We start from the raw sequence: 18478 nt of genomic DNA, 5'->3' as shown, positions 1-18478 counted from the left end.
GCGACGGGTGGGAGCCCGACAGAACCACGGAGCTCGGACCCGCCGAACGCCCCACTGAAAGGTTTTTGCCCGTTACTCCCCGAGAACGCGACGTGTACGACGCCGTCGTTCTCGATCACGACGGGGTGATCGTCGGCCGGACACCGTTCGACACCCTCCGGGAGGCCGCCTGGGAGGCGTTCGAGCGGCTGGGCGTGGCCGACCCCGACCTCGCGCACGTCGACGACGTCGCGGTCGGCGTCGACCCCGCGACGCTCTCCGACATCTGTGAGCGCTACGGGATCGACCCGGCCGAGTTCTGGCGCGTCCGCGACGAGACCGCGTCCGACGCACAGGTCGCCGCCTCGCGGGCCGGCCGAAAGACGCCCTACGAGGACGTCGACGCGCTCTTGCACCTCGACGCCGCGCTCGGGATCGTCTCCTCGAACCAGCAGGCGACCGTCGACGACCTCCTCGCGCACTTCGGGCTCTCGGACAGATTCGACGTCGTCTACGGCCGCGAGCCCTCGATCGCCAGCCTCTCGCGGAAGAAGCCCTCCCCGTACTACCTCGAGCGGGCGCTCGCCGACCTCGACGCGTCGACCGCGCTGTTCGTCGGCGACAACGAGTCGGACGTGATCGCGGCCGACAACGCCGGGATCGACTCGGCGTTCATTCGTCGCCCCCATCGCCGCACCTTCGAACTCTCCGCGCAGCCGACCTACGAGATCGACGACCTCCACGACCTCGTGAGCCTCTGCGGTCGGTCCCCGATCGACTCGCCGTGACCGGACGTCGCGACGTCGTCCCCGTCGTCGAAGCCGTGACTCCGACGTTTATGGATCGGCGGCCGTGAGTCGGGACATGGACCCGAACCTCCCGCCGGTGGGACTGGGAACGATGGGCATCGAGGAGCCCGAACCGATCGCGACCGCGCTCGAGGTCGGCTACCGCCACCTCGACACCGCCCGTATCTACGGCAACGAGGCCGTCGTCGGCGAGGGGCTCGCCGCGAGCGACGTCGAGCGCGCGGACGTCACGGTCGCGACGAAGCTCTGGATCGACGCGCTCGCCGGCGACGACGTGGGGCCAACCGCCCGCGAGAGCGCCGAACTCCTCGGCGTCGACCGGATCGATCTCCTGTACGTCCACCGGCCCCGCGGCGCGTACGACCCGGAGGCGACGCTTCCCGCGCTGGATCGGCTCGTCGATGCCGGAGTCGTCGGCGCGGTCGGCGTCTCGAACTTCGAGGTCGACGACCTCGACCGCGCCCGCGAGGTCCTCGACGCGCCGATCGCCGCCCACCAGACCGAGCTTCACCCGCTGTATCACCGGCCCGAACTCCTCGAACACGCCCGCGAGCACGGCTATCCCGTGGTCGCGTACTCGCCGCTCGCGGGCGGGAAGGCCGGCGAGGTCGACGCCGTCGTCGAAGTCGCGGAGAACCACGGAACGACGCCCGAGGCGGTCGCGATCGCGTGGGCGACCGCGAAGGAGCCGGTGGTGACGATCCCGAAGGCATCGACGGAGCGGCACCTCCGGGCGAACCTCGCGGCCGCCGAGATCGAACTCGATCCCGAGGAGATCGCCGCGATCGACGCCGTCGACCGCGAGGAGGAGCTGTATCCGGAGTGAGGCCGCAGACGGATCCGACGACTGGTGGAGAGTCGGACGCGGTCAATGTCGAACGCACTGTCGAGACCGAGTCAGCAGCGTAGGATCCTACAGGACACCGCCGAGAAAGCCCAGCGCGAGGTAACCGAGGCCGAGTACAGCGAGGAGGGTAACGAGGACGAGGAGAATCGTGTTTGGCCAGAGCTCAGACTGGCTGTTTTGGTTTGCTGATTCACGGCCCTCGCTTAGAGGTTGTTCACTTTCGTCCTCGTACCAAGGGATCTCTCCACCTTCGGCTCGAATCGCCTCCCGCTGGGCTTTCTCCACGGCGAGGCCGATACACTCGTGAGACTCGGGTAGTCGATGACTGACGCAATATGTCTCTCCGCAGCGAGAACAGGTGTAGGACATCGAATCAGTCTCCCCACACACCTCGCAGTTCATGGGTGCCCGTGATAGCGCTGCGTCATAACTCTATGGCGAGAAGCAGGTCCGTTTCGCCGGACCGATGAGTTGCCTCATACGCTCATACCGTTGTCTGTCCGAGAGATCGGCGGCAGGCGGATCCGACGAGCGAGCGGCAGAACAGATCCGCGTTCGTGTATACTTCACCACTACTACTCGACTTGATCGACACGATCCCGGGCAGCTTTTACGCCTCCCGGTACCCCGTTCGGGTATGACCGAGGTCATCGACGGCGAGGCGGTGGCGGCCGACGTTCGATCCGACGTGGCCGGCTGCGTGGAGACGCTCGCGGACGCGGGCGTGACCCCCGGGCTGGCGACCGTGCTGATGAGCGACGACCCCGCCAGCGAGACGTACGTCTCGATGAAACAGCGTGACTGCGAGGAGGTCGGCATCGAGGGGATCCACGTCGACGTCGACGCCGACGCCCCCGCCGCGGAGCTGTTCGGGACCATCGACGACCTCAACGCCCGCGGGGACGTCCACGGGATCCTGGTCCAACTCCCCGTGCCCGACCACGTCGAGAAGCGCGAGGTGCTCCGGCGGATCGACCCCGAGAAGGACGTGGACGGCTTCCACCCCGAGAACGTCGGCCGGCTCGTCGCGGGCGACGCCCGTTACAAGCCCTGTACGCCCCACGGCGTCCAGAAGCTGCTCGCCGCTTACGACGTCGAGACCGAGGGGGCCGACGCGGTCGTCGTCGGCCGCTCCGACATCGTGGGCAAGCCGATGGCGAACCTCCTGATCCAGAAGGCCCCACAGGGCAACGCCACCACGACGGTCTGTCACTCCCGTACCGAGGACCTGGAGGGGAGACTCGCCGCGGCAGACATCGTGATCGCCGCCGCGGGGATTCCGGAGTTCGTCGACGGCTCGATGCTGAAGGAGGGCGCGACCGTGATCGACGTGGGGATCAATCGCGTCGAGAGGGACACGGAGAAGGGGTACGAACTGGTCGGCGACGTCGACTACGAGTCGGCGAGGGAGGTCGCCGGCGCGATCACGCCCGTCCCCGGCGGCGTCGGGCCGATGACCCGCGCGATGCTCCTGTACAACACCGTGAAGGCGGCGAGCCGCCAGCACGACGTGGCGATCGATCTGGAGTAGGATTCGGGGCGTCACGGCTGCCCCTCCGCGTCCCATCGCAATCGAACCGCACAGCCCCGCACTACCCCGCACTGCCCCGCACCTCACGCCTCCCCAGCCTCGGCGGCAGAGCCGCCGGCTGTCAGAGGGACCTTCGGTCCCTCCCTACTCGCACCCCGTGGGTGCTCGGAGGCGCGCGCCACCGCACTCACGGATCAGTATCGATCGACTTCAGTGTCGATCGCCGTCGTTCCTCACCGGCTCCCGTCGGCCGCGGCCCGGTTCCGGATCTCGATCCGTCCCTCGATCTCGGGGTCGATCCCGCGCTCGCGGGCGAAGTCGGCGAGCACCTCGTACTGGATGTCGGCCTCGCCGATCCGGTGGCGCTCCTCGAGCGTCGGGTACTCGTGATCGGAGTGGAGCAGGTACTCGGAGGTGGCGACGGTGTACCGGGCATCGGGATCGATCGGCTCGCCGCCGACGGTCACCTCCACGATCTCCTCGCTTTCGGCGTCCCAGACGACCCGGGCGTTCGAGACGTGGCCGTGCCACCAGTCGTCCTCGCCGAAGTCGACGTCGGGCGCGGCCATCTCCCGGAGGACGCCCCGAAGCTCCTCGCCGCCCACGTCGGTGAGCACGACCGGCTCCTCGAAGGGGATGAGGCTGATGAGGTCGGCCTTCGTCACGTCGCCCGCCCAGGGGTCGCCCTGCCGGAGCCCGCCCGCGTTCGAGAGCCCCACGTCGGCGTCGTGCGCCCAGCGGAACGCGTCGGCGACGAAGTTGCCGACGCGGCACTCCCCGCCGTGGACGACCGCGCCGGTCCGCTCGATCGGGTCCGCGACGCGGTCGACGACCTCGCCGAGGTCGGCCGCGCCCATCCGCTCGGCGAGCGCGCTCTCGAGGCCCGCGTGCGGGGCGGCCCCGTCCGGCTCGTGGAGCGTCGCCGTGGCCCGGTCGTCGGGATCGGCCGGGTCGCCGAGGTCGACCTCGGCGACGGCCTCGCCGTTCACGCCCGGCCGGACGAGAAGGGTCCCGTCGACGCGCTCGTTCCGCCGGCTGTGGACGTGGCCCCCCAGCACCGCGTCCACGTCGAGCTCGCGGGCGAGGTCGTCGTCGCCGCCGCCGAGATGCGAGAGGACGACTCGGTGGTCGACCCCGGGCCCCTCTCGTTCCAGGTCGTCGAGCGCCTCCCGGGCGGCCGCGACCGGGTCGTCGAACGAGAGCGGCGCGGCCATCGGGTTCAGCGAGTCGGTCGCGGGGTCGGTGACCCCCACGAACCCCACGGTCGCGCCGTCGACCGCGCGGGTCGTCCACGGGACGACGCCCTCCCGCCGGCCGAAGGGGTCGCCGTCCTCGTCTCGGACGTTCGCGGAGACGAACTCGACGGGCGCGTCGTCGACGAGCCCGCGGAGGGCGTCGGGACCGTAGTCGAACTCGTGGTTGCCGAAGGTGTCGAGGAGGGTGTCGGTGGCGGCGTAGAAGTCGATCGTCTGGCGACCCTTCGCGACCAGCGAGAGGACGCCCGGCGCGGTGGTGTCGCCGGTGGCGACGACCGCGGCGTCGGGGCCGTCGAGGTGGCGAATGCGGCCGGCCAGCCGGGCCGCGCGCTCGGGGACGTCGAAGACGTTCTCGATGTCGGAGTAGTGGAGGAGACGAGCCATGCGTGGGCGACCCTCGGGCGGGCGCGAACAAAAACGATCGCAAGCGAAACGATCGCAAGCGGATCGCATCGCGAGCGGGTCGCGGGCGACCGGGGCGGCCGAAGCGGCCGGAGCGGCCGGAGCGATCCGGTGGATCCCCCCGTCACGCCCTCGCACGCCGCCCGAGCGCTTTGAAAGCGCTTTTATGCTGTCCAAGAGTATCCCGGAGTACACCCTCTGTGGGGTCGATGATGTGCCGTTCCGATAGGGACCGACCACGGGACGGACACGCGAGCCCACACGGAGGACATAGGTGAACAACACATGCCAGTTTACGTAGACTACGACACCCCGGCCGACCTCGCCGAGCGATCGCTCGAGGCGTTCGAGGTCGCCCGAGACACCGGTACCGTAAAGAAGGGAACGAACGAGACCACCAAGTCCGTCGAGCGCGGCAACGCGAAGCTCGTCCTCGTCGCCGAGGACGTCTCGCCCGAGGAGATCGTGATGCACCTCCCCGAGCTCGCCGAGGAGAAGGGGATCCCGGTCGTCTTCGTCGACACCCAGGACGAGGTCGGCCACGCCGCGGGCCTCGAGGTCGGCTCCGCCGCCGCCGCGGTCGTCGAGGCCGGCGACGCCGCCGCCGACATCGAGGACATCGGCGAGAAGGTCGCGGAGCTCCGATAACCACCCATGAGCGCAGAAGAGGGACCCGGCGATTCGACCACCGCCGAGGTGATCGAGGTCGTCGGCAAGACCGGGATGCACGGCGAGGCCATGCAGGTCAAGTGCCGCATCCAGGAGGGATCGAACCAGGGACGGATCATCACGCGAAACGTCCTGGGTCCCGTCCGACTGGGCGACGTGCTCCAGTTGCGCGAGACCCAGCGCGATGCCGACGCCATCGGAGGACGATAACCCATGGTCGAGACACGCACCTGTGATTACACCGGCGAGGAGATCGAGCCCGGCACGGGCACGATGTTCGTGAAGACGAACGGACAGATCCTCCACTTCGTCGACTCGAAGGCGGAGAAGAACTACTTCCTCGGCCGCGAGGCGCGCGACCTCGAGTGGACCGAGGAAGGCCGCAACGAGGGAGGCGAGTAGATGAGCCACCACGACGAGCGCACCTTCGTGATGGTCAAACCCGACGGCGTCCAGCGCGGACTCATCGGCGAGATCGTCTCCCGATTCGAGGAGCGCGGACTGAAGCTCGTCGGCGGCAAGTTCATGCGGATCGACGAGGACCTCGCCCACGAACACTACGGCGAACACGAGGACAAGCCCTTCTTCGACGGCCTCGTCGAGTTCATCACCTCCGGCCCCGTCTTCGCGATGGTGTGGGAGGGCGCGGACGCGACCCGGCAGGTCCGCGCGATGGTCGGCGAGACCGACCCCGCCGAGTCCGCCCCCGGTACGATCCGCGGCGACTTCGGGCTCGACCTCGGTCACAACGTGATCCACGCGTCGGACCACGAGGACGAGGGCGCGAACGAACGCGAGATCGACCTGTTCTTCGACGACGACGAGCTCGTCGAGTACGCCCTCGACACCGCCGCGTGGGTGTACGAGGACGAGGACCACTGAGGCCGACGACCCCGATCTCGAAGTCCCGGAACATTCGACTCCCCGGAATTCGACGCCCTCCTGACGGCCGACCTCACCGGTTCTCCCGTCGGAGCACCCCGACGACGACCGCATAGCGGCCGCTTCGTTGACACACCTCGTTTCCGGTGAAAACGGACCGACATCCCGCTTCAGTCACTCGATTCTCCGATCCAAGTCTGGTATAAATGGACTCCCCGTGGACGCCACGGCTCACCGAACGTCGGCACGCGATATCCGCCGGGTGTCGGCATGTGTGATCCGCCGGGTGTCGGCACGCGTGGCTCGTCGAGTGCCGCTACGTCGACAGCGCCCGAACGACGCCGTCCTGGTCGACGACGAGGACCTCGTCGGTCCCGTCGTCGTCCGCGTCGGCGAACCGGGGGCCCGCGTACACGACCGTCTCCGGAACGCTCCCGCGGGTGACCACCTCGCCGTTGCGAGTCAGTCCGAGCACCTCGCCCTCACGGTTCACCGCGACCGACTCCGGCGTGTCGTCGCCGGTCACCTCTCCGACGGCCGGCGCGTTCACTCGCGTCTGCCCGCCGTACTGCTGTTTCCAGACGACCTCGCCGTCGAGTAAGTTGACCGCCCAGATGCTTCCGACGCCGCCGACGAGGACCTGTCCGCCGTCGACGCCGCCCACGGCGACGGGCCGGTCCTGAAGCGGGACCTCGTACCGCGAGGAGCCGTCGGCGACCTCCAGCGCCTCGAGGTTCCCGTTCGACCCGCCGAGCGTCAGAACGGGACCGCGGCGCGTCTCCGCGATGTTCCAGCCGACCGTCGTCACCGTCGGCGTCGTCCTCCAGCGTTCCTCGCCCGACCCGTCGAGGAGGTGGACGGTTCCGGGGTCCGTCCCCGCCGTTGACACCGCGACGCCGCCGGGTATCGCGCCGTCATACCCGTCGGGGTCGGGATCGGGGGCGACGACGAGCGGTCGACGCTCGACCCGACCGCCCACCGACGCCTCGAACGCCGGGTCGCCGGCGGCGTCGACCGCGAGAACGGACCCGTCAGTCGCGGCCGCGACCACGAGGTTCGTGCCGTCGCCGGCCGGATCGCCGATCGCCGGGACGACGCCGCCGGGGCCGTCGAGGTCGACGGCGAACCGCTCGTGGCCGTCCTCGGCGTTCAACACGACCAGCCGCCCCGGCGCGGTCGTCAACGCGACCACCGGGTCGCCGGCGAGCGTGCCGGTCGCGAGGCGGCTCACGCCGACCGGATCGTCGGTGTCCCCCGATATCCGCGTCGTCCACGCCCGGCCCGCGCCCGGGGTCACCGCGCGGACGGCGCGGTCGCCGTCCTCGACGGTCGGCTGGACGACTCTCGTCTCCCCGTCGACGTCGACGGTCGCGGCTCCGGTGCCGTCGTCGCCCGCGGCGGGTTCCGACTCCCAGACGACCGTCGCTTCGGCGTTCGCGTCGTCGAGGCCGACGAACGCGAACGTGGCGACGCCGACGCCGGTCGCACCGCCGGCGAACAGGATCAGGATCGCGAACAGGACTCGCCGGTCCATTATCCGTGGTTCGGCCGGCGGCGACATACGGCTGTCGGAAGCGACCGGCAGCGCCCGGACGGAGCCGTCTTCCGACCTCGTGCCGGACGCGGCGTTCGCACGGCGCCGGCGACGGAGCCCCGATCAGTCGTCCGCGACCGTGGGGGCGGTCGCCGCCTCCCCACGCGGCCCACCGGACAGGGGCGTCCACTCCAGCGCCTCCTCGTAGTGGAACGCACGGTGGTCCTTCGTCGGGTCGACGACGGTCAACGAGAGCCAGTCGTTGTCGAGCAGTTCGGACAGCTCCTCGTGGTCGCCTAACACGTCCGTGACGCGCTCGACCGGTGCGTGGACGACCGTGGAGAGCCGAAGCGGCTGGTGGTAGGGTTCGTCGTCGGCCGCCATCAGCGACTGAAGCGGGAGGCCGGACATCAGGTCCCCCCCGTTGCCCTGATAGACGCCGACGTTGCCGACGGGATTTTGAGTGACCTTCGATCCTCCGCCGTACACGGCGTTGTCGACGGTCGAGAAGTAGTACTGGGCGTTTATCCACTGGGTGACGACCATCGGGCCGGTGAGGATCGCCTCGAGCGCGTCGCCGTCGGGATCCGTCGACCAGTCGTACGAGTGGAGGAACGCGCGCCCGTCGAGATCGAGGTCGCTCGTCAGGTCGCGGGGACCGACCACGAACCCCGCGTTGCCGGCCAGGCCCCACTCGGGACGGGTCTCCGCCCAGTCGGCCGCACGGCGTTCCGTCTCCCTGACGCCCGCCGAACCGTCGGCCCCCATCGAGGCGGTGCGCTCGGCGGCCGCGTGCTCGCGGGCCGTGGCGAGGTCCGTACGCAACCGTTCGAGGTCGTCCGAATGGCTCTCCGGGACGTGCCCGTCGTACAGTTCCACCTCGTCGGTCGTGGTGTTGTGCTGGCCGGCGAGGAAGACGGTGTCCTCGGGAACGTCGAACCCGCGGTCGCGGAGCCCGGCCGTGACCTCCTCGTCGTTACAGACGGCCGCGAGCAGCCGGGCGTTCGGGCCGCCGGGGTTTCCGGCGCAGGCCCCGCAGTCGAGGCTCGAGCCGTAGGGATTGTTGGCGGTCTCGCTGGCGTGGCCGACGAAGACGACGAGGCGTCCGAACGTCTCCCAGCCCATCAGTTCGAAGGCGGTCGCGGCGTACTCGACCTTCTCCTCGCGGGTCAGCCCGACCGGGAGGTCGCCGGCGTTGGCGTGCGGATCGTCGACGTTGGCGTGCGGATCGTCGACGTTGGCGTGCGGATCGTCGGCGTGGGCGCGTGGATCGTCGGCGTCCGCGTGCCGCCGGTCGACGGTCGGCTCACAGAACTCGTCGTCGTCGGGCACCGCGTCGTCGACGCCGTCCAGCAGGTCGAAGACCCGGCCGGGGACGAGCGTGCGGGCCGCGAGCGCCAACGCGTACCCGCTGCCGGCGCTCTCGACGAAACCGAAGGCGGTGGCGGGGTTGGTCTTCACCCTCTCGAGGACCTCGCTCGCGGCCTCACCGAGACCCGACCAGCGGTCGTGGCTCGCCCGTGTTCCCTCGTTCGTGGGCGTCTCGGTGATCCGGTGTTTCGGGTCGAGGATCGGCGGACAGGCGTCGGTCGACACCTCGGCATCGTACCCCCGATACTCGATGGGAACGCCGAAGAAGCCGGCGTAGCCGTGGGTCTCGTACTCCCCGGTCGCCTCGAGGTGCCGACGGATGACCTCCGAACGCGTGTCGATACAGAAGACGAGTTGTGCGTCCGGGCGATCGGCGTCGCCTCCGGCGATCCGGTCGGACTCGGCGAGAGCCTCGCTCTCGGCCGCGACGCGTTCGACGACGTCCCGCCGATACGTCGCCTCCCACGCGCTCAGGAACGCCTCGGAGAGCTCGTCGGTCGTGTCGGGAGCGGTGTCACCGGGATCGGCCGACGGCTCGAGGTCGACGCCGAACGCGTCCAGCAGCGCGAGGCGGACCGCGAGGTACCCCTCGAGCGTGACGGGATACGTCGACTGCCACGCGCCGTCGTCGTCCGCGCGCTGCTTGATGAGGCCGACCCACCCGGGGAGCGCGGCGAACTGTTCCTCGAAGACCGGCACCCACTGGCTCTCGGGATGCGGTTCCAGAACGGACTCGATGGTCTCGATCGGCGACTCCGGCAGGTCGGCGACGACCCCCTCGTCGGGGATCCGGCCGTCGTGTCCGACGACCGACCGGAAGGCGCCGTAGAACCCCTCCTCGCGGTTCGGCATCGGCCACTCCGCTTTCCCCTCGTCGAGGAACGCCGACAGCCACTTCGTCAACACGCGATCGACCCGCTCCGCGTCGGTATCCGAACGCTCCTGACCGTCGTCCGCGTCCATGCGCTCCAGCAGCGTCTCGGGACGACCCTCCAGGCCGCGGTCGGCCAGTTCCGCGTCGAGCACTTCGGGATCGATCCGCCCGCGTTCGAGGGCCGCCCGAAACGTCTCCGGAGTGGGATAGCCGCGGCCGCCCAGGAGGCCCGAAGCCTGGGTGACGGCCTCGCCGAACGGCACGTCCTCGAACCCCGCGAGCGGGTTGGCCGTCACGAACGAGTGGATCGGCCAGACCGACCCCACGGTCGTCGCCGCCTTCTCGACGGCGCGTTCAGTACTCATTGTACTCCTCCGTGGCGGTCAACACGGTGTCGGAAGCCGGTTGGCTCGCGTTCAACAGCGCGACGTAGAGGCGCTGGCTGTCCTCGTGTATCCCGGTCTCCACCGCGACGTAGACCGCGAGGAAGGCGACGGCGACGAACGCGTGGACGACGCTCAACTCGGTCGGGGCCGCGACGACCGGGAGCCCGGAGAGGACGTGCGAGACGGCCTCGTAGACGAGCGCGTAGACGGCGATTGCCGGGAAGAAGACCAGCGGAACCGCGACGTAACGTGCCGCCGCCGGAATCGAGACGGTTCCGACGGCGGTGCGCGCCGCGTGGAGCGTGGTGAGGGTGACGAACGACACGAGCAGCACCCCGCTGTCGAGACTCGTACCCTTTCCGGTGAGGATCGCGAACAACGCTCCGCCCGCCAGTCCGGTCGCGAGGACGGCGGCGACCCCCGCGACGTTCGTCGCACGGGGCTCGCTCCTCGCCGGGGCGGTCCGTTCGACCCGCCCGCCGGCGCCCAGGAAGTGGTACGCCTTGTAGAAACCGTGTAACACGAGGTGGGTGACGGCGGCCCCGAAGAATCCGAGGCCGGCCTGCATGATCATGAAGCCCATCTGTCCGACCGTCGAGCAGGCCAGTTCGCTCTTGACGTCCGACTGGACGGTCTTGAGCAGCTTTCCGAGCACGGCGCTCGACGCGCCGACGACGACGATGCCGAGCATGAGGGCGGTATCGACCGTCACCACCGGTGCGAAACGGACCAACAGGACGCCGCCCGCGTTGACGAATCCGGCGTGCATCAGCGCCGAAGCGGGCGTCGGGGCGGTCATCGAGGAGAGCAGCCAGCCGTGGAAGGGGACGAGCGCGGACTGGATCATCGCGGCGAGGACGAGCGCGACGGCGGCGACGAGCCACGCCGCACCGCCGAGCTCGTCGGCGGCCGCGGCGATACCGGAGACCGTCGTCGCGCCGGTCGCCCACCACAGTACCGTTACTGCCACGCCGAGGAGCGCGCTGCTGGCGAGGAAGTACCTCCCGGCGACGGTCGCGGCGGCCCGGGCGTGGCGCCATCCCTCCACGGTGCCGACGAGCCTCGCCATCGCGAGTCCCATCGACAGCCACGCGAGAACGAACAGCGCGACGTGGTCGGCGACCACGACCCCCATCACGGCGACCGTGAAGCCGAACGTGGAGAGGAAGAAGTCCGTCTCGTGGTTGCTACCGGCCATGTAACGGCGGGAGTAACTGTGAACGATACCGCTGAAGAACGTGACGACCACCCACATCAGCGCGGTCAGGCCGTCGATCCTGACCACGCCGGTGACCTCCCACGGAGCATCGAATCGGACTCGGGCGACGAGGACCGCGACGCTCGTGACGAAAAGCGACCACACGAGCCACGTCAGCACGGCGGGGACGGACGACGATCCCGCCGTCGTGTCCGGGAGCGGTCCAACCGTCGGGGTCGAAATGTCTCCTGACATCGTTCGGTCCGGTACGACCCGTCACGGTGATCGAGCCGGTGCTCGAATCCGTTTCCGGTCGTTTCTACTCCAGTGAAAGAACGGAACGTTTGATAAGCTTATCTATATTCACAAATCGTTCGTAAATTGGACATTATAGAACGTTATGGTTTCGGAAGGGGCACGGGTCGTTTCGTCCGGTCCGGCCGGCTCACGCGTCGTCTTCGGCGTAGTCCTCGGTGTCGAACCTGCCGAACGGCGTCGTCTCGTGGGTCCGAACGAGGACCTCGTCGGCGACGGTGAGTCCCATGTCCAAGAGCTCCTGTGCCACGGACGTGATGTCGTCGTCGGTCTCCCCGACGGCAGTCACGAGGAGGTTCTGTTCGCCGGTGACCAGTTCTTGAACCGAGACGACGCCGTCGATCGCCAGAACGTCGGGGATGAGGTCGCCGCGTTCGGGGATCGAGGCGGTACAGTAGAGCAACATGCGGAGCGGATACCCCGACCGTTGGTAGTCCACGTTGGCGCTGTATCCCTTGATCACGCCGTCGGATTCGAGACGGTGGATCCGTTTACGGACGGTGCTGTCCGAGGTACCGGTCCGCTCCGCGATGTCGCCGGACGAGACGTTTCGGGCGTCGTCCTGGAGCGCGTACAGGATCGCTGTGTCCACGTCGTCTATCTCCCTTCCAGCCATACCGACGTATCCGGGAGAGGGACACTTTACTGTTCCAGTCGATCGACCGCTCAGATCACGAGGCCGATCGCCTGATAAGCCAGTCCGACGACGAAGACGGCGATCAACGCGATCGTCGCGACCACGACGACCGGCGAGAGGTGTTCGGTCTCCTGCTCGAAGGTGAGTGCGTCCATGGACGAGCGGTCGCTCGGACGCGGTTTGAAGGCTTCGCTCGGGTCCCGCAGGGACACGACTACCGAGGCGACGCCGACCGAGGGGAAGGTTCATGTGCGTCTCGACGGACCCTTCTCCCGAATGAGTCAGGCCGGACCCGATTCGGGGGATCTCGTCGTCGTCTGCGGGCTGCCGGGCGTCGGAAAGACGACCGTGGCCGAACGGGTGGCCGAGCGCGTCGACGCGCGGGTCCTCCGAACGGACGTGATCCGCAAGGAACTGTTCCCCGAACCGACCTACGCCGAGGAGGAGACGGAGGCCGTGTACGAGGAACTCCTCGAGCGCGCCCGCGGTCGCGTGGCCGACGGGGAGTCGATCGTCCTCGACGCCACGTTCGCGGACGAGCGGTTCCGGACCGCGGCACGGGAGACCGCCGATCGCGTGGCCGATCGGTTCGCGCTCGTGAAAGTCGAGTGCGAGGAGTCCGTCGTCGAGGAGCGGATCCGCCGCCGCGACGGGATAAGCGATGCCGACTTCGACGTCCACCTCCACTTCAAGGAGCTGTTCGATCGGATCGACGCGACCGACTCCGCCCGTGAGGCGGGCGGCGACGTGGTCGTCGTCGACAACTCCGGCGACGAGGCGGAGACGCGCGCCCAGGTGGACGCCGTCTTCGGGTGACTCCTCGTCGGCAGTCGGCCGCCGTCGTCCCCGTGGTCGCTTCGTTCGTGGCATCGATCTTCGTTCGTGGCACCGATCTTCGTTCGTGGCACCGATCGGCGTGGCACGCGCGGGCCCGCGTCTCCCACCACTTATACCGGCGTGCCTCCTACTGGACGGCGTGAGCGAAGAATCCGGGCGTCGGAACCTCCGAATGCCCTCAGATGACGAAGTGTTCGCCGTCGTGACGGAACACCTCGGCGGCAACCACGTCCGCCTCCGGTGTGTGGACGGAAAGGAGCGGCTGGGGCGGATCCCCGGCCGAATGAAGTACCGTACGTGGATCAACGAGGGCGACGTCGTCCTCGCGGAGCCGTGGTCCTGGCAGGACGAGAAGGCCAACGTCGAGTGGCGCTACACCGACGACCAGGCCGACCAGCTCCGCCGTGAAGGCCACATCGAGTAGTACGACGCGCCCGCTTCTCGAAGTCACGCCGCCGGCGTTCGAGCGGTAGCTACGTCCGACGGTCCGAGCGGTAGCCACGCTCGGCGTGACCGAAACGATATACGGCCCCTCCGAGTGGATCGGCCATGGTCCTCGCCGGCGTTCCGACGTCCGCGCTCGTCGTCTTCGCGTTGATCGGCGTCGCGCTGGCGTTGTTCGTCTCGGAGGTCATCCCCAACGACGTCACCGCGATCGGGATCGTCGTCGCGCTCGCGGCCTTGGAGCCCTGGACCGGCGTCGACGCGCGCGGTGCCATCTCGGGGTTCGCGAACACCGCGACGGTCACCATCGTCGCGATGTACATGCTGAGCGCCGGGATCCAGCGGACGGGACTGGTCCAGCGGCTCGGGGTCCACCTCGCCCGGTTCACTCGCGGCAGCGAGACGCGCGCGCTGGCGGCGGCGATCGGGACCACCGGTCCGATCGCGGGCGTCGTCAACAACACGCCGGTCGTCGCGGTGTTCATCCCGATGATCACGGACCTCGCGAGAGAGACCGGCGTCTCGCCCTCGAAGCTCCTCCTGCCGCTGTCGTACGCGGCGATCCTCGGCGGCACGCTGACGCTCATCGGCACCTCGACGAACCTGCTGGCCAGCGAGTTCGCCGCCGCGCTACTCGACCGGGGCCCGATCGGGATGTTCGAGTTCACCGCGCTCGGCGCGGTGGTCCTCGTCGTCGGGCTCGCCTACCTGATGACCGTCGGCCGGTGGCTCACTCCGGCGCGCATCCCGGTCGACGCCGACCTCGTCGAGGAGTTCGAGCTCGAGGACTTCCTCGCCGAGCTCCGCGTCGGTCCGGACTCGGCCGCGGTCGGGCTCCCGATCGCGGCGATGGACGAGCGGACCGACGGAGCCGTGACTCCGCTTCAGGTCCGACGGAACGGCGAGACCTTCCTCGCCGCGGGCAGCGACCAGCGGATCCAGCCGGGCGACGTGGTGGTCCTCAACGGCTCCCGACCGGCGGTGAATCGGTTTCGACGGCGGTTCGGGCTCGACCGGCTCGACCGCGGCGCGGTCACCGAGGAGACGTTCGCCGACGCGGACTCGAGCGACCGGCTCGGCAAGGCCGTGGTCCCCGAGACGTCCCGATTCCTCGGCGAGACCCTCTCGGAATCCCGGCTCGAGGCGTTCCACGGCATGACCGTGCTCGCGATCCGACGGGGATCCGAGCTGGTCCGGACGGACCTCGAGGAGGTTCCCCTGGAGGCGGGCGACCTGCTTCTGGTCCAGACCACGCCCGAGTCGGTCGAGTACTTCGCCGACGGCGACGACCTCCTCGTGATCGGCGAGGACGCCCTCGACCGGCTCGACGAGGAGGACGCGGAGGACATCGCCCCGCTCTCGCCGGAGACGCCCGTCGCCGTCGCGGTCATGGTCGCCGTGGTCGGTCTGGCCGCCCTCGACGTCCTCCCGGTCGTGATCGCCGCGCTCGGCGGGGTGTTCGCGATGGTCGTCACGGGCTGTCTCTCCTCGGCGGACGCCTACGACGCGGTCTCGTGGAACGTCGTCTTCCTCCTGGCGGGCGTGATCCCGCTCGGGCTGGCGATGGAGGCGACGGGCGGGGCCGCGCTCATCGCCGAGGGGCTCGTCGCGACCGGCTCCGTCCTCCCGCTCGTGGCCGTGTTGCTGTTGTTCTACGTCGTCACGGGGCTGCTCGCGAACGTGATCACGCCCGTGGCCACGGTCGTGTTGATGATCCCGATCGCGGTCGACGCGGCGGCGAGGCTCGACGCCAGTGGGTTCACGTTCCTGCTCGCGGTGACCTTCGCGTCCGCGACCTCCTTCATGACGCCGGTGGGCTACCAGACCAACCTGATGGTGTACGGCCCCGGCGGCTACGAGTTCACCGACTTCCTGCGCGTCGGCGGGCCGCTCCAACTCCTGCTCTCGGTCGTGACCACCCTCGGGATCGTCGAGATATGGGGTATCTGAGTCGGTCGGAGGGTCGTGCGGACTCAGGCGAACAGGACGACGATCAGCGCGATGAAGAGCAACTCGCCGCCGACCAGAAGTACCGCTATCACCCAGTCGCGGTACTCGCGGAGCCACTCGGCGGTCGCCGTCAGGGTCGCCGAGACGGACTGCCGGGCGGACGGGTCGGCGTCGGCGGCGTCCGTTGCGGCGGCGTCGCCGCCGGTCTCGCCGCCCTCGACGGTCCGATCGGACGCCCGCCTCACGCGCCATCCGGTCTCGGGATCGAACGTCGCGGGCACGCGAGCGCCCACGAGGTCGTCGAGGTCGAGCGGCGAGACGCCCGCGGACTCGAGGAACGCGAGGAACTCCGTACACTCCTCCAGTGACCCGTGTCTCGGCGCGTCGAACCGCTCGACGTGGGTCGTCTCGCCGTGTGGCGGCCGGGTCTCGACGACGACCTCGTCGCCCGCCATGCGGACCGCGGTCACGACCAGCGCGTCCTCCTCGTCGTTGAGGTACGCCTCCCGGAGCCGGCGTTTGAGGTCCTCGTCGACGCCGGGAGCCGCGGACTCGGCCACCGAGTCCGCCGGCCCGACCGCCGGATCCGCCGTCTCGACCGTCCGGTCCTCCTCGGAGGGCTGCTCGGCCATTCGTCCGTCGTTGGCGTCGTGGGCGCTTAAACGCACGGCAGGGCGACCACGCCCCTTTTGAGCCCGGGCGGTCTACTTCCCCCCAAGCCGTGGCGTTCACCGACAAGATCTACGTGAAGAATCACCGCCAGCTCGCTTCCCAGCTGGAGACGAACCTCCCGAAGGGCGCGTTCGCGGGCGCGACGCTGGACATGCTCTTCACCGGCGACGGGCTCTCGAAGCTCGATTCGACCACCCGCGACCGGATCTTAGATTTCGCCGAGGATTTCCTCGATTGCGACTGCCAGTCGAACCCCTACTGCGGCTGTGCCGAGCGGAAGTTCATCCGGTACGTCCTAGAGCTTCGCGCGCAGGGGCTCGGTCCCGGCGCGATCGTCGACGTGATGACCGACGACTACATGGTGTACGCGTACGCCGGCGACGTGCGGTCGTTCCTCGACGACGCGGTCCGGAAGCTGGAGGCCGTCGAGACGCTCGCCGACGTCGAGGGCAACGAGGAGATGTCCGCGAAGGCGCGGCGCGCTCGCGACCAGCTCTCGGGGTGACTACCGACTCCTTCTCGGGGTGACTACCGACTCCTTCCCAGCCGCTTGGACCGGTCGAACGGTCTAAGTACGCGCGAGCCCGAATCCCGGGCAATGAGTCTTCGGCCCGCGTGGCTGACGTTCCGGCGGTACGCGGCGGCGACGACGGGGATGACGCTGACGCTGTTCGCGCTCGGCGTCTACACCGCGGCGACGGGGTCCGGACTGGCGTGTCAGGCCCAGTGGCCGCTCTGTTCGGACCAGCTCATCCCCGCGCTGACGATCAATCCCGACTTCATCGAGTGGTTCCACCGCGTGTGGGCCATGGTCACCGGCTTCCTGATACTCGGCGTGGCCGGGTGGAGCTGGCTCGGATCGCTCGACCGACGGACCCGGATCGCGGCGACGCTGGCGGTCGTGATCCTCCCGGTCCAGATCGCGGTCGGCGCGATCACGGTCACGATCGGCGGGCTCGTCCCCGGCGGGTACACCGTGTCGACGCACGCCGCCCACCTGATCGTCGCGCTCGGGATATTCACGCTGCTCGGGCTGGCGACGATGTGGGGCGGCGACCGCCCCGGGTCCGCCCGCCTCCTCCGGGTCGCACTCGGCGTCGCGGTCGGCGGGATCCTCGCGAGCGCCGTCTTCTCGCGGGCGGTACCGCTCCTGACGTACTCGCCGGGCGGGCAGGCCGCCTTCTATATCGCCGGCTTGAGCGCTCACCTCGGGCTCGTCGCGACCCTCGTCGTCGCGACCGAGGCGAAGGAGGGGGCGGTGTCCGGGCTCGGGTCCTCGACGGCGCGGACGGTTCGCCGGCTCGCGACCGGGTCGATGGCGGCGCTCGTCGTCACCCTGCTTCTCGGTCGCGACCTGGTGTTGTACACCGCGACGTGGCAGCGGGCGAACCTCGTCGCGCTCGCGCTCGCGCTCGCGCTCGCCGCGGGCGCGGCGTGGGTGCTTCGTGGGGCCGACACCGCGGCCGGTCGGTCGACGCCGGTCGGCGGCGACTAGAACGCGGCGGATCCGTCGAAACCCTCAGCACGGGACCTGTTCTAGATCGCTTGCTTATAGGACGGTTGTTTCGATGGGGATCGAGGTGAGGAGAAGGGAGTCGTTGCTGGCGCGGTGAACACGTCCAAAGCCCCAGCCACGAGGACTCGCGCGGCTCGCTGCGCTCCTCACTCAGTCGCTATCGCTCCTTCACTGCGGTGCTTGCTTCGCCGGGCTTCGTCCTCGTGGCAGCGAGGCGCTCCGCGCCTCTGGCAGCCGGCGGCGGAGCCGCCGGCGACTGCCCCTTTGTGTCCCATCCCGCCCCGCACAGCCCCGCACCTCACACCTCCCCAGCCTCGCCGCTCACGCTTTTCAAGCGTTCGCGGCGTCCCTCGCGGGCTCCTCGCGCCC

At 69.3% G+C, this 18478-nt stretch carries 20 protein-coding genes; 12 read left to right on the top strand and 8 right to left on the bottom strand.

Annotated features, from left to right (window positions below; all coding sequences use genetic code 11):
- Positions 1-92: 92 nt before the first annotated feature.
- Both F3H10_RS02035 and F3H10_RS02030 read left to right on the top strand, forming a co-directional pair.
- Positions 93-767, top strand: a complete 675-nt coding sequence (locus F3H10_RS02035; protein ID WP_149783199.1) for an HAD family hydrolase — start codon at positions 93-95, stop codon at positions 765-767.
- Between the two features lie 76 nt (positions 768-843).
- On the top strand, positions 844-1614 hold the full coding sequence (locus F3H10_RS02030) for an aldo/keto reductase (RefSeq protein ID WP_149783198.1): 771 nt from the start codon (positions 844-846) through the stop codon (positions 1612-1614).
- An 87-nt stretch (positions 1615-1701) separates the two neighbouring features.
- On the opposite strand, the gene F3H10_RS02025 is transcribed toward F3H10_RS02030, so the two are convergent.
- Positions 1702-2037: an AN1-type zinc finger domain-containing protein gene (locus tag F3H10_RS02025; protein WP_149783197.1), complete on the bottom strand. Its 336-nt coding sequence runs from the start codon at positions 2035-2037 to the stop codon at positions 1702-1704.
- A gap of 235 nt (positions 2038-2272) precedes the next feature.
- Between F3H10_RS02025 and F3H10_RS02020 the strand changes: the two genes are divergently transcribed.
- The gene (locus tag F3H10_RS02020) at positions 2273-3166 is read left to right on the top strand and encodes a tetrahydrofolate dehydrogenase/cyclohydrolase catalytic domain-containing protein (RefSeq protein ID WP_149783196.1); all 894 of its coding nucleotides are present in this window, start codon (positions 2273-2275) and stop codon (positions 3164-3166) included.
- A gap of 233 nt (positions 3167-3399) precedes the next feature.
- Here the strand turns inward: F3H10_RS02020 and F3H10_RS02015 are convergent, their stop codons facing one another.
- Positions 3400-4806 carry a bifunctional metallophosphatase/5'-nucleotidase gene (locus F3H10_RS02015; RefSeq protein WP_149783195.1) on the bottom strand — a complete coding sequence of 469 codons (1407 nt, stop codon included), beginning with the start codon at positions 4804-4806 and terminating at the stop codon, positions 3400-3402.
- A gap of 303 nt (positions 4807-5109) precedes the next feature.
- On the opposite strand from F3H10_RS02015, the gene rpl7ae reads away from it, so the two are divergent.
- From rpl7ae to ndk, 4 genes are read left to right on the top strand one after another with little or no spacing between them, the layout of a single operon-like run.
- Entirely contained in the window at positions 5110-5472 is a 363-nt protein-coding gene (gene rpl7ae / locus F3H10_RS02010; RefSeq protein ID WP_149783194.1) for a 50S ribosomal protein L7Ae, read from the top strand.
- 6 nt (positions 5473-5478) lie between these two features.
- Positions 5479-5703: a 30S ribosomal protein S28e gene (locus F3H10_RS02005; protein WP_112077388.1), complete on the top strand. Its 225-nt coding sequence runs from the start codon at positions 5479-5481 to the stop codon at positions 5701-5703.
- Positions 5704-5706: 3 nt separating this feature from the next.
- The gene (locus F3H10_RS02000; RefSeq protein WP_066417355.1) at positions 5707-5895 is read left to right on the top strand and encodes a 50S ribosomal protein L24e; all 189 of its coding nucleotides are present in this window, start codon (positions 5707-5709) and stop codon (positions 5893-5895) included.
- Positions 5896-6375, top strand: coding sequence for a nucleoside-diphosphate kinase (gene ndk, locus F3H10_RS01995; RefSeq protein ID WP_149783193.1), 480 nt, complete (start codon positions 5896-5898; stop codon positions 6373-6375).
- 316 nt (positions 6376-6691) lie between these two features.
- Here ndk and F3H10_RS01990 read toward each other — a convergent pair whose 3' ends face one another.
- From F3H10_RS01990 to F3H10_RS16425, 5 genes are all read right to left on the bottom strand, one after another.
- Positions 6692-7909 (bottom strand): outer membrane protein assembly factor BamB family protein, encoded by a 1218-nt coding sequence (locus tag F3H10_RS01990; protein WP_149783192.1) that lies wholly within the window; start codon positions 7907-7909, stop codon positions 6692-6694.
- 123 nt (positions 7910-8032) lie between these two features.
- Positions 8033-10519, bottom strand: a complete 2487-nt coding sequence (locus F3H10_RS01985) for a DUF2309 domain-containing protein (RefSeq protein ID WP_149783191.1) — start codon at positions 10517-10519, stop codon at positions 8033-8035.
- Positions 10509-11993 (bottom strand): proton-conducting transporter transmembrane domain-containing protein, encoded by a 1485-nt coding sequence (locus F3H10_RS01980; RefSeq protein WP_149783190.1) that lies wholly within the window; start codon positions 11991-11993, stop codon positions 10509-10511. Before F3H10_RS01980 ends, F3H10_RS01985 begins: the two co-directional genes overlap by 11 nt.
- A gap of 190 nt (positions 11994-12183) precedes the next feature.
- Positions 12184-12669 (bottom strand): Lrp/AsnC family transcriptional regulator, encoded by a 486-nt coding sequence (locus F3H10_RS01975; protein ID WP_149783189.1) that lies wholly within the window; start codon positions 12667-12669, stop codon positions 12184-12186.
- A gap of 50 nt (positions 12670-12719) precedes the next feature.
- Entirely contained in the window at positions 12720-12845 is a 126-nt protein-coding gene (locus tag F3H10_RS16425) for a hypothetical protein (protein WP_262488548.1), read from the bottom strand.
- Here F3H10_RS16425 and F3H10_RS01970 point away from each other — a divergent pair.
- The 3 genes from F3H10_RS01970 to F3H10_RS01960 all read left to right on the top strand — a co-directional run bounded on the left by F3H10_RS01970 (position 12844) and on the right by F3H10_RS01960 (position 15921).
- On the top strand, positions 12844-13506 hold the full coding sequence (locus tag F3H10_RS01970) for an AAA family ATPase (RefSeq protein WP_394349699.1): 663 nt from the start codon (positions 12844-12846) through the stop codon (positions 13504-13506). The two genes, F3H10_RS16425 and F3H10_RS01970, sit on opposite strands and share 2 nt — an antisense overlap.
- Before the next feature lie 160 nt (positions 13507-13666).
- Positions 13667-13951 carry a translation initiation factor eIF-1A gene (eif1A, locus tag F3H10_RS01965; RefSeq protein WP_066417331.1) on the top strand — a complete coding sequence of 95 codons (285 nt, stop codon included), beginning with the start codon at positions 13667-13669 and terminating at the stop codon, positions 13949-13951.
- Between the two features lie 125 nt (positions 13952-14076).
- On the top strand, positions 14077-15921 hold the full coding sequence (locus tag F3H10_RS01960) for an SLC13 family permease (protein WP_149783187.1): 1845 nt from the start codon (positions 14077-14079) through the stop codon (positions 15919-15921).
- Positions 15922-15944: 23 nt separating this feature from the next.
- On the opposite strand, the gene F3H10_RS01955 is transcribed toward F3H10_RS01960, so the two are convergent.
- Positions 15945-16553, bottom strand: a complete 609-nt coding sequence (locus F3H10_RS01955; RefSeq protein ID WP_149783186.1) for a hypothetical protein — start codon at positions 16551-16553, stop codon at positions 15945-15947.
- Between the two features lie 89 nt (positions 16554-16642).
- Between F3H10_RS01955 and F3H10_RS01950 the strand changes: the two genes are divergently transcribed.
- Both F3H10_RS01950 and F3H10_RS01945 read left to right on the top strand, forming a co-directional pair.
- Positions 16643-17098: a DUF5814 domain-containing protein gene (locus tag F3H10_RS01950; protein WP_149783185.1), complete on the top strand. Its 456-nt coding sequence runs from the start codon at positions 16643-16645 to the stop codon at positions 17096-17098.
- Between the two features lie 150 nt (positions 17099-17248).
- Positions 17249-18088, top strand: coding sequence for a COX15/CtaA family protein (locus F3H10_RS01945; RefSeq protein WP_223174180.1), 840 nt, complete (start codon positions 17249-17251; stop codon positions 18086-18088).
- Positions 18089-18478: the final 390 nt, after the last annotated feature.

It is taken from the genome of Halorubrum aquaticum, assembly GCF_900113615.1.
Taxonomy (GTDB): domain Archaea; phylum Halobacteriota; class Halobacteria; order Halobacteriales; family Haloferacaceae; genus Halorubrum; species Halorubrum aquaticum.
This window is presented reverse-complemented; position numbering and strand designations above follow the sequence as displayed.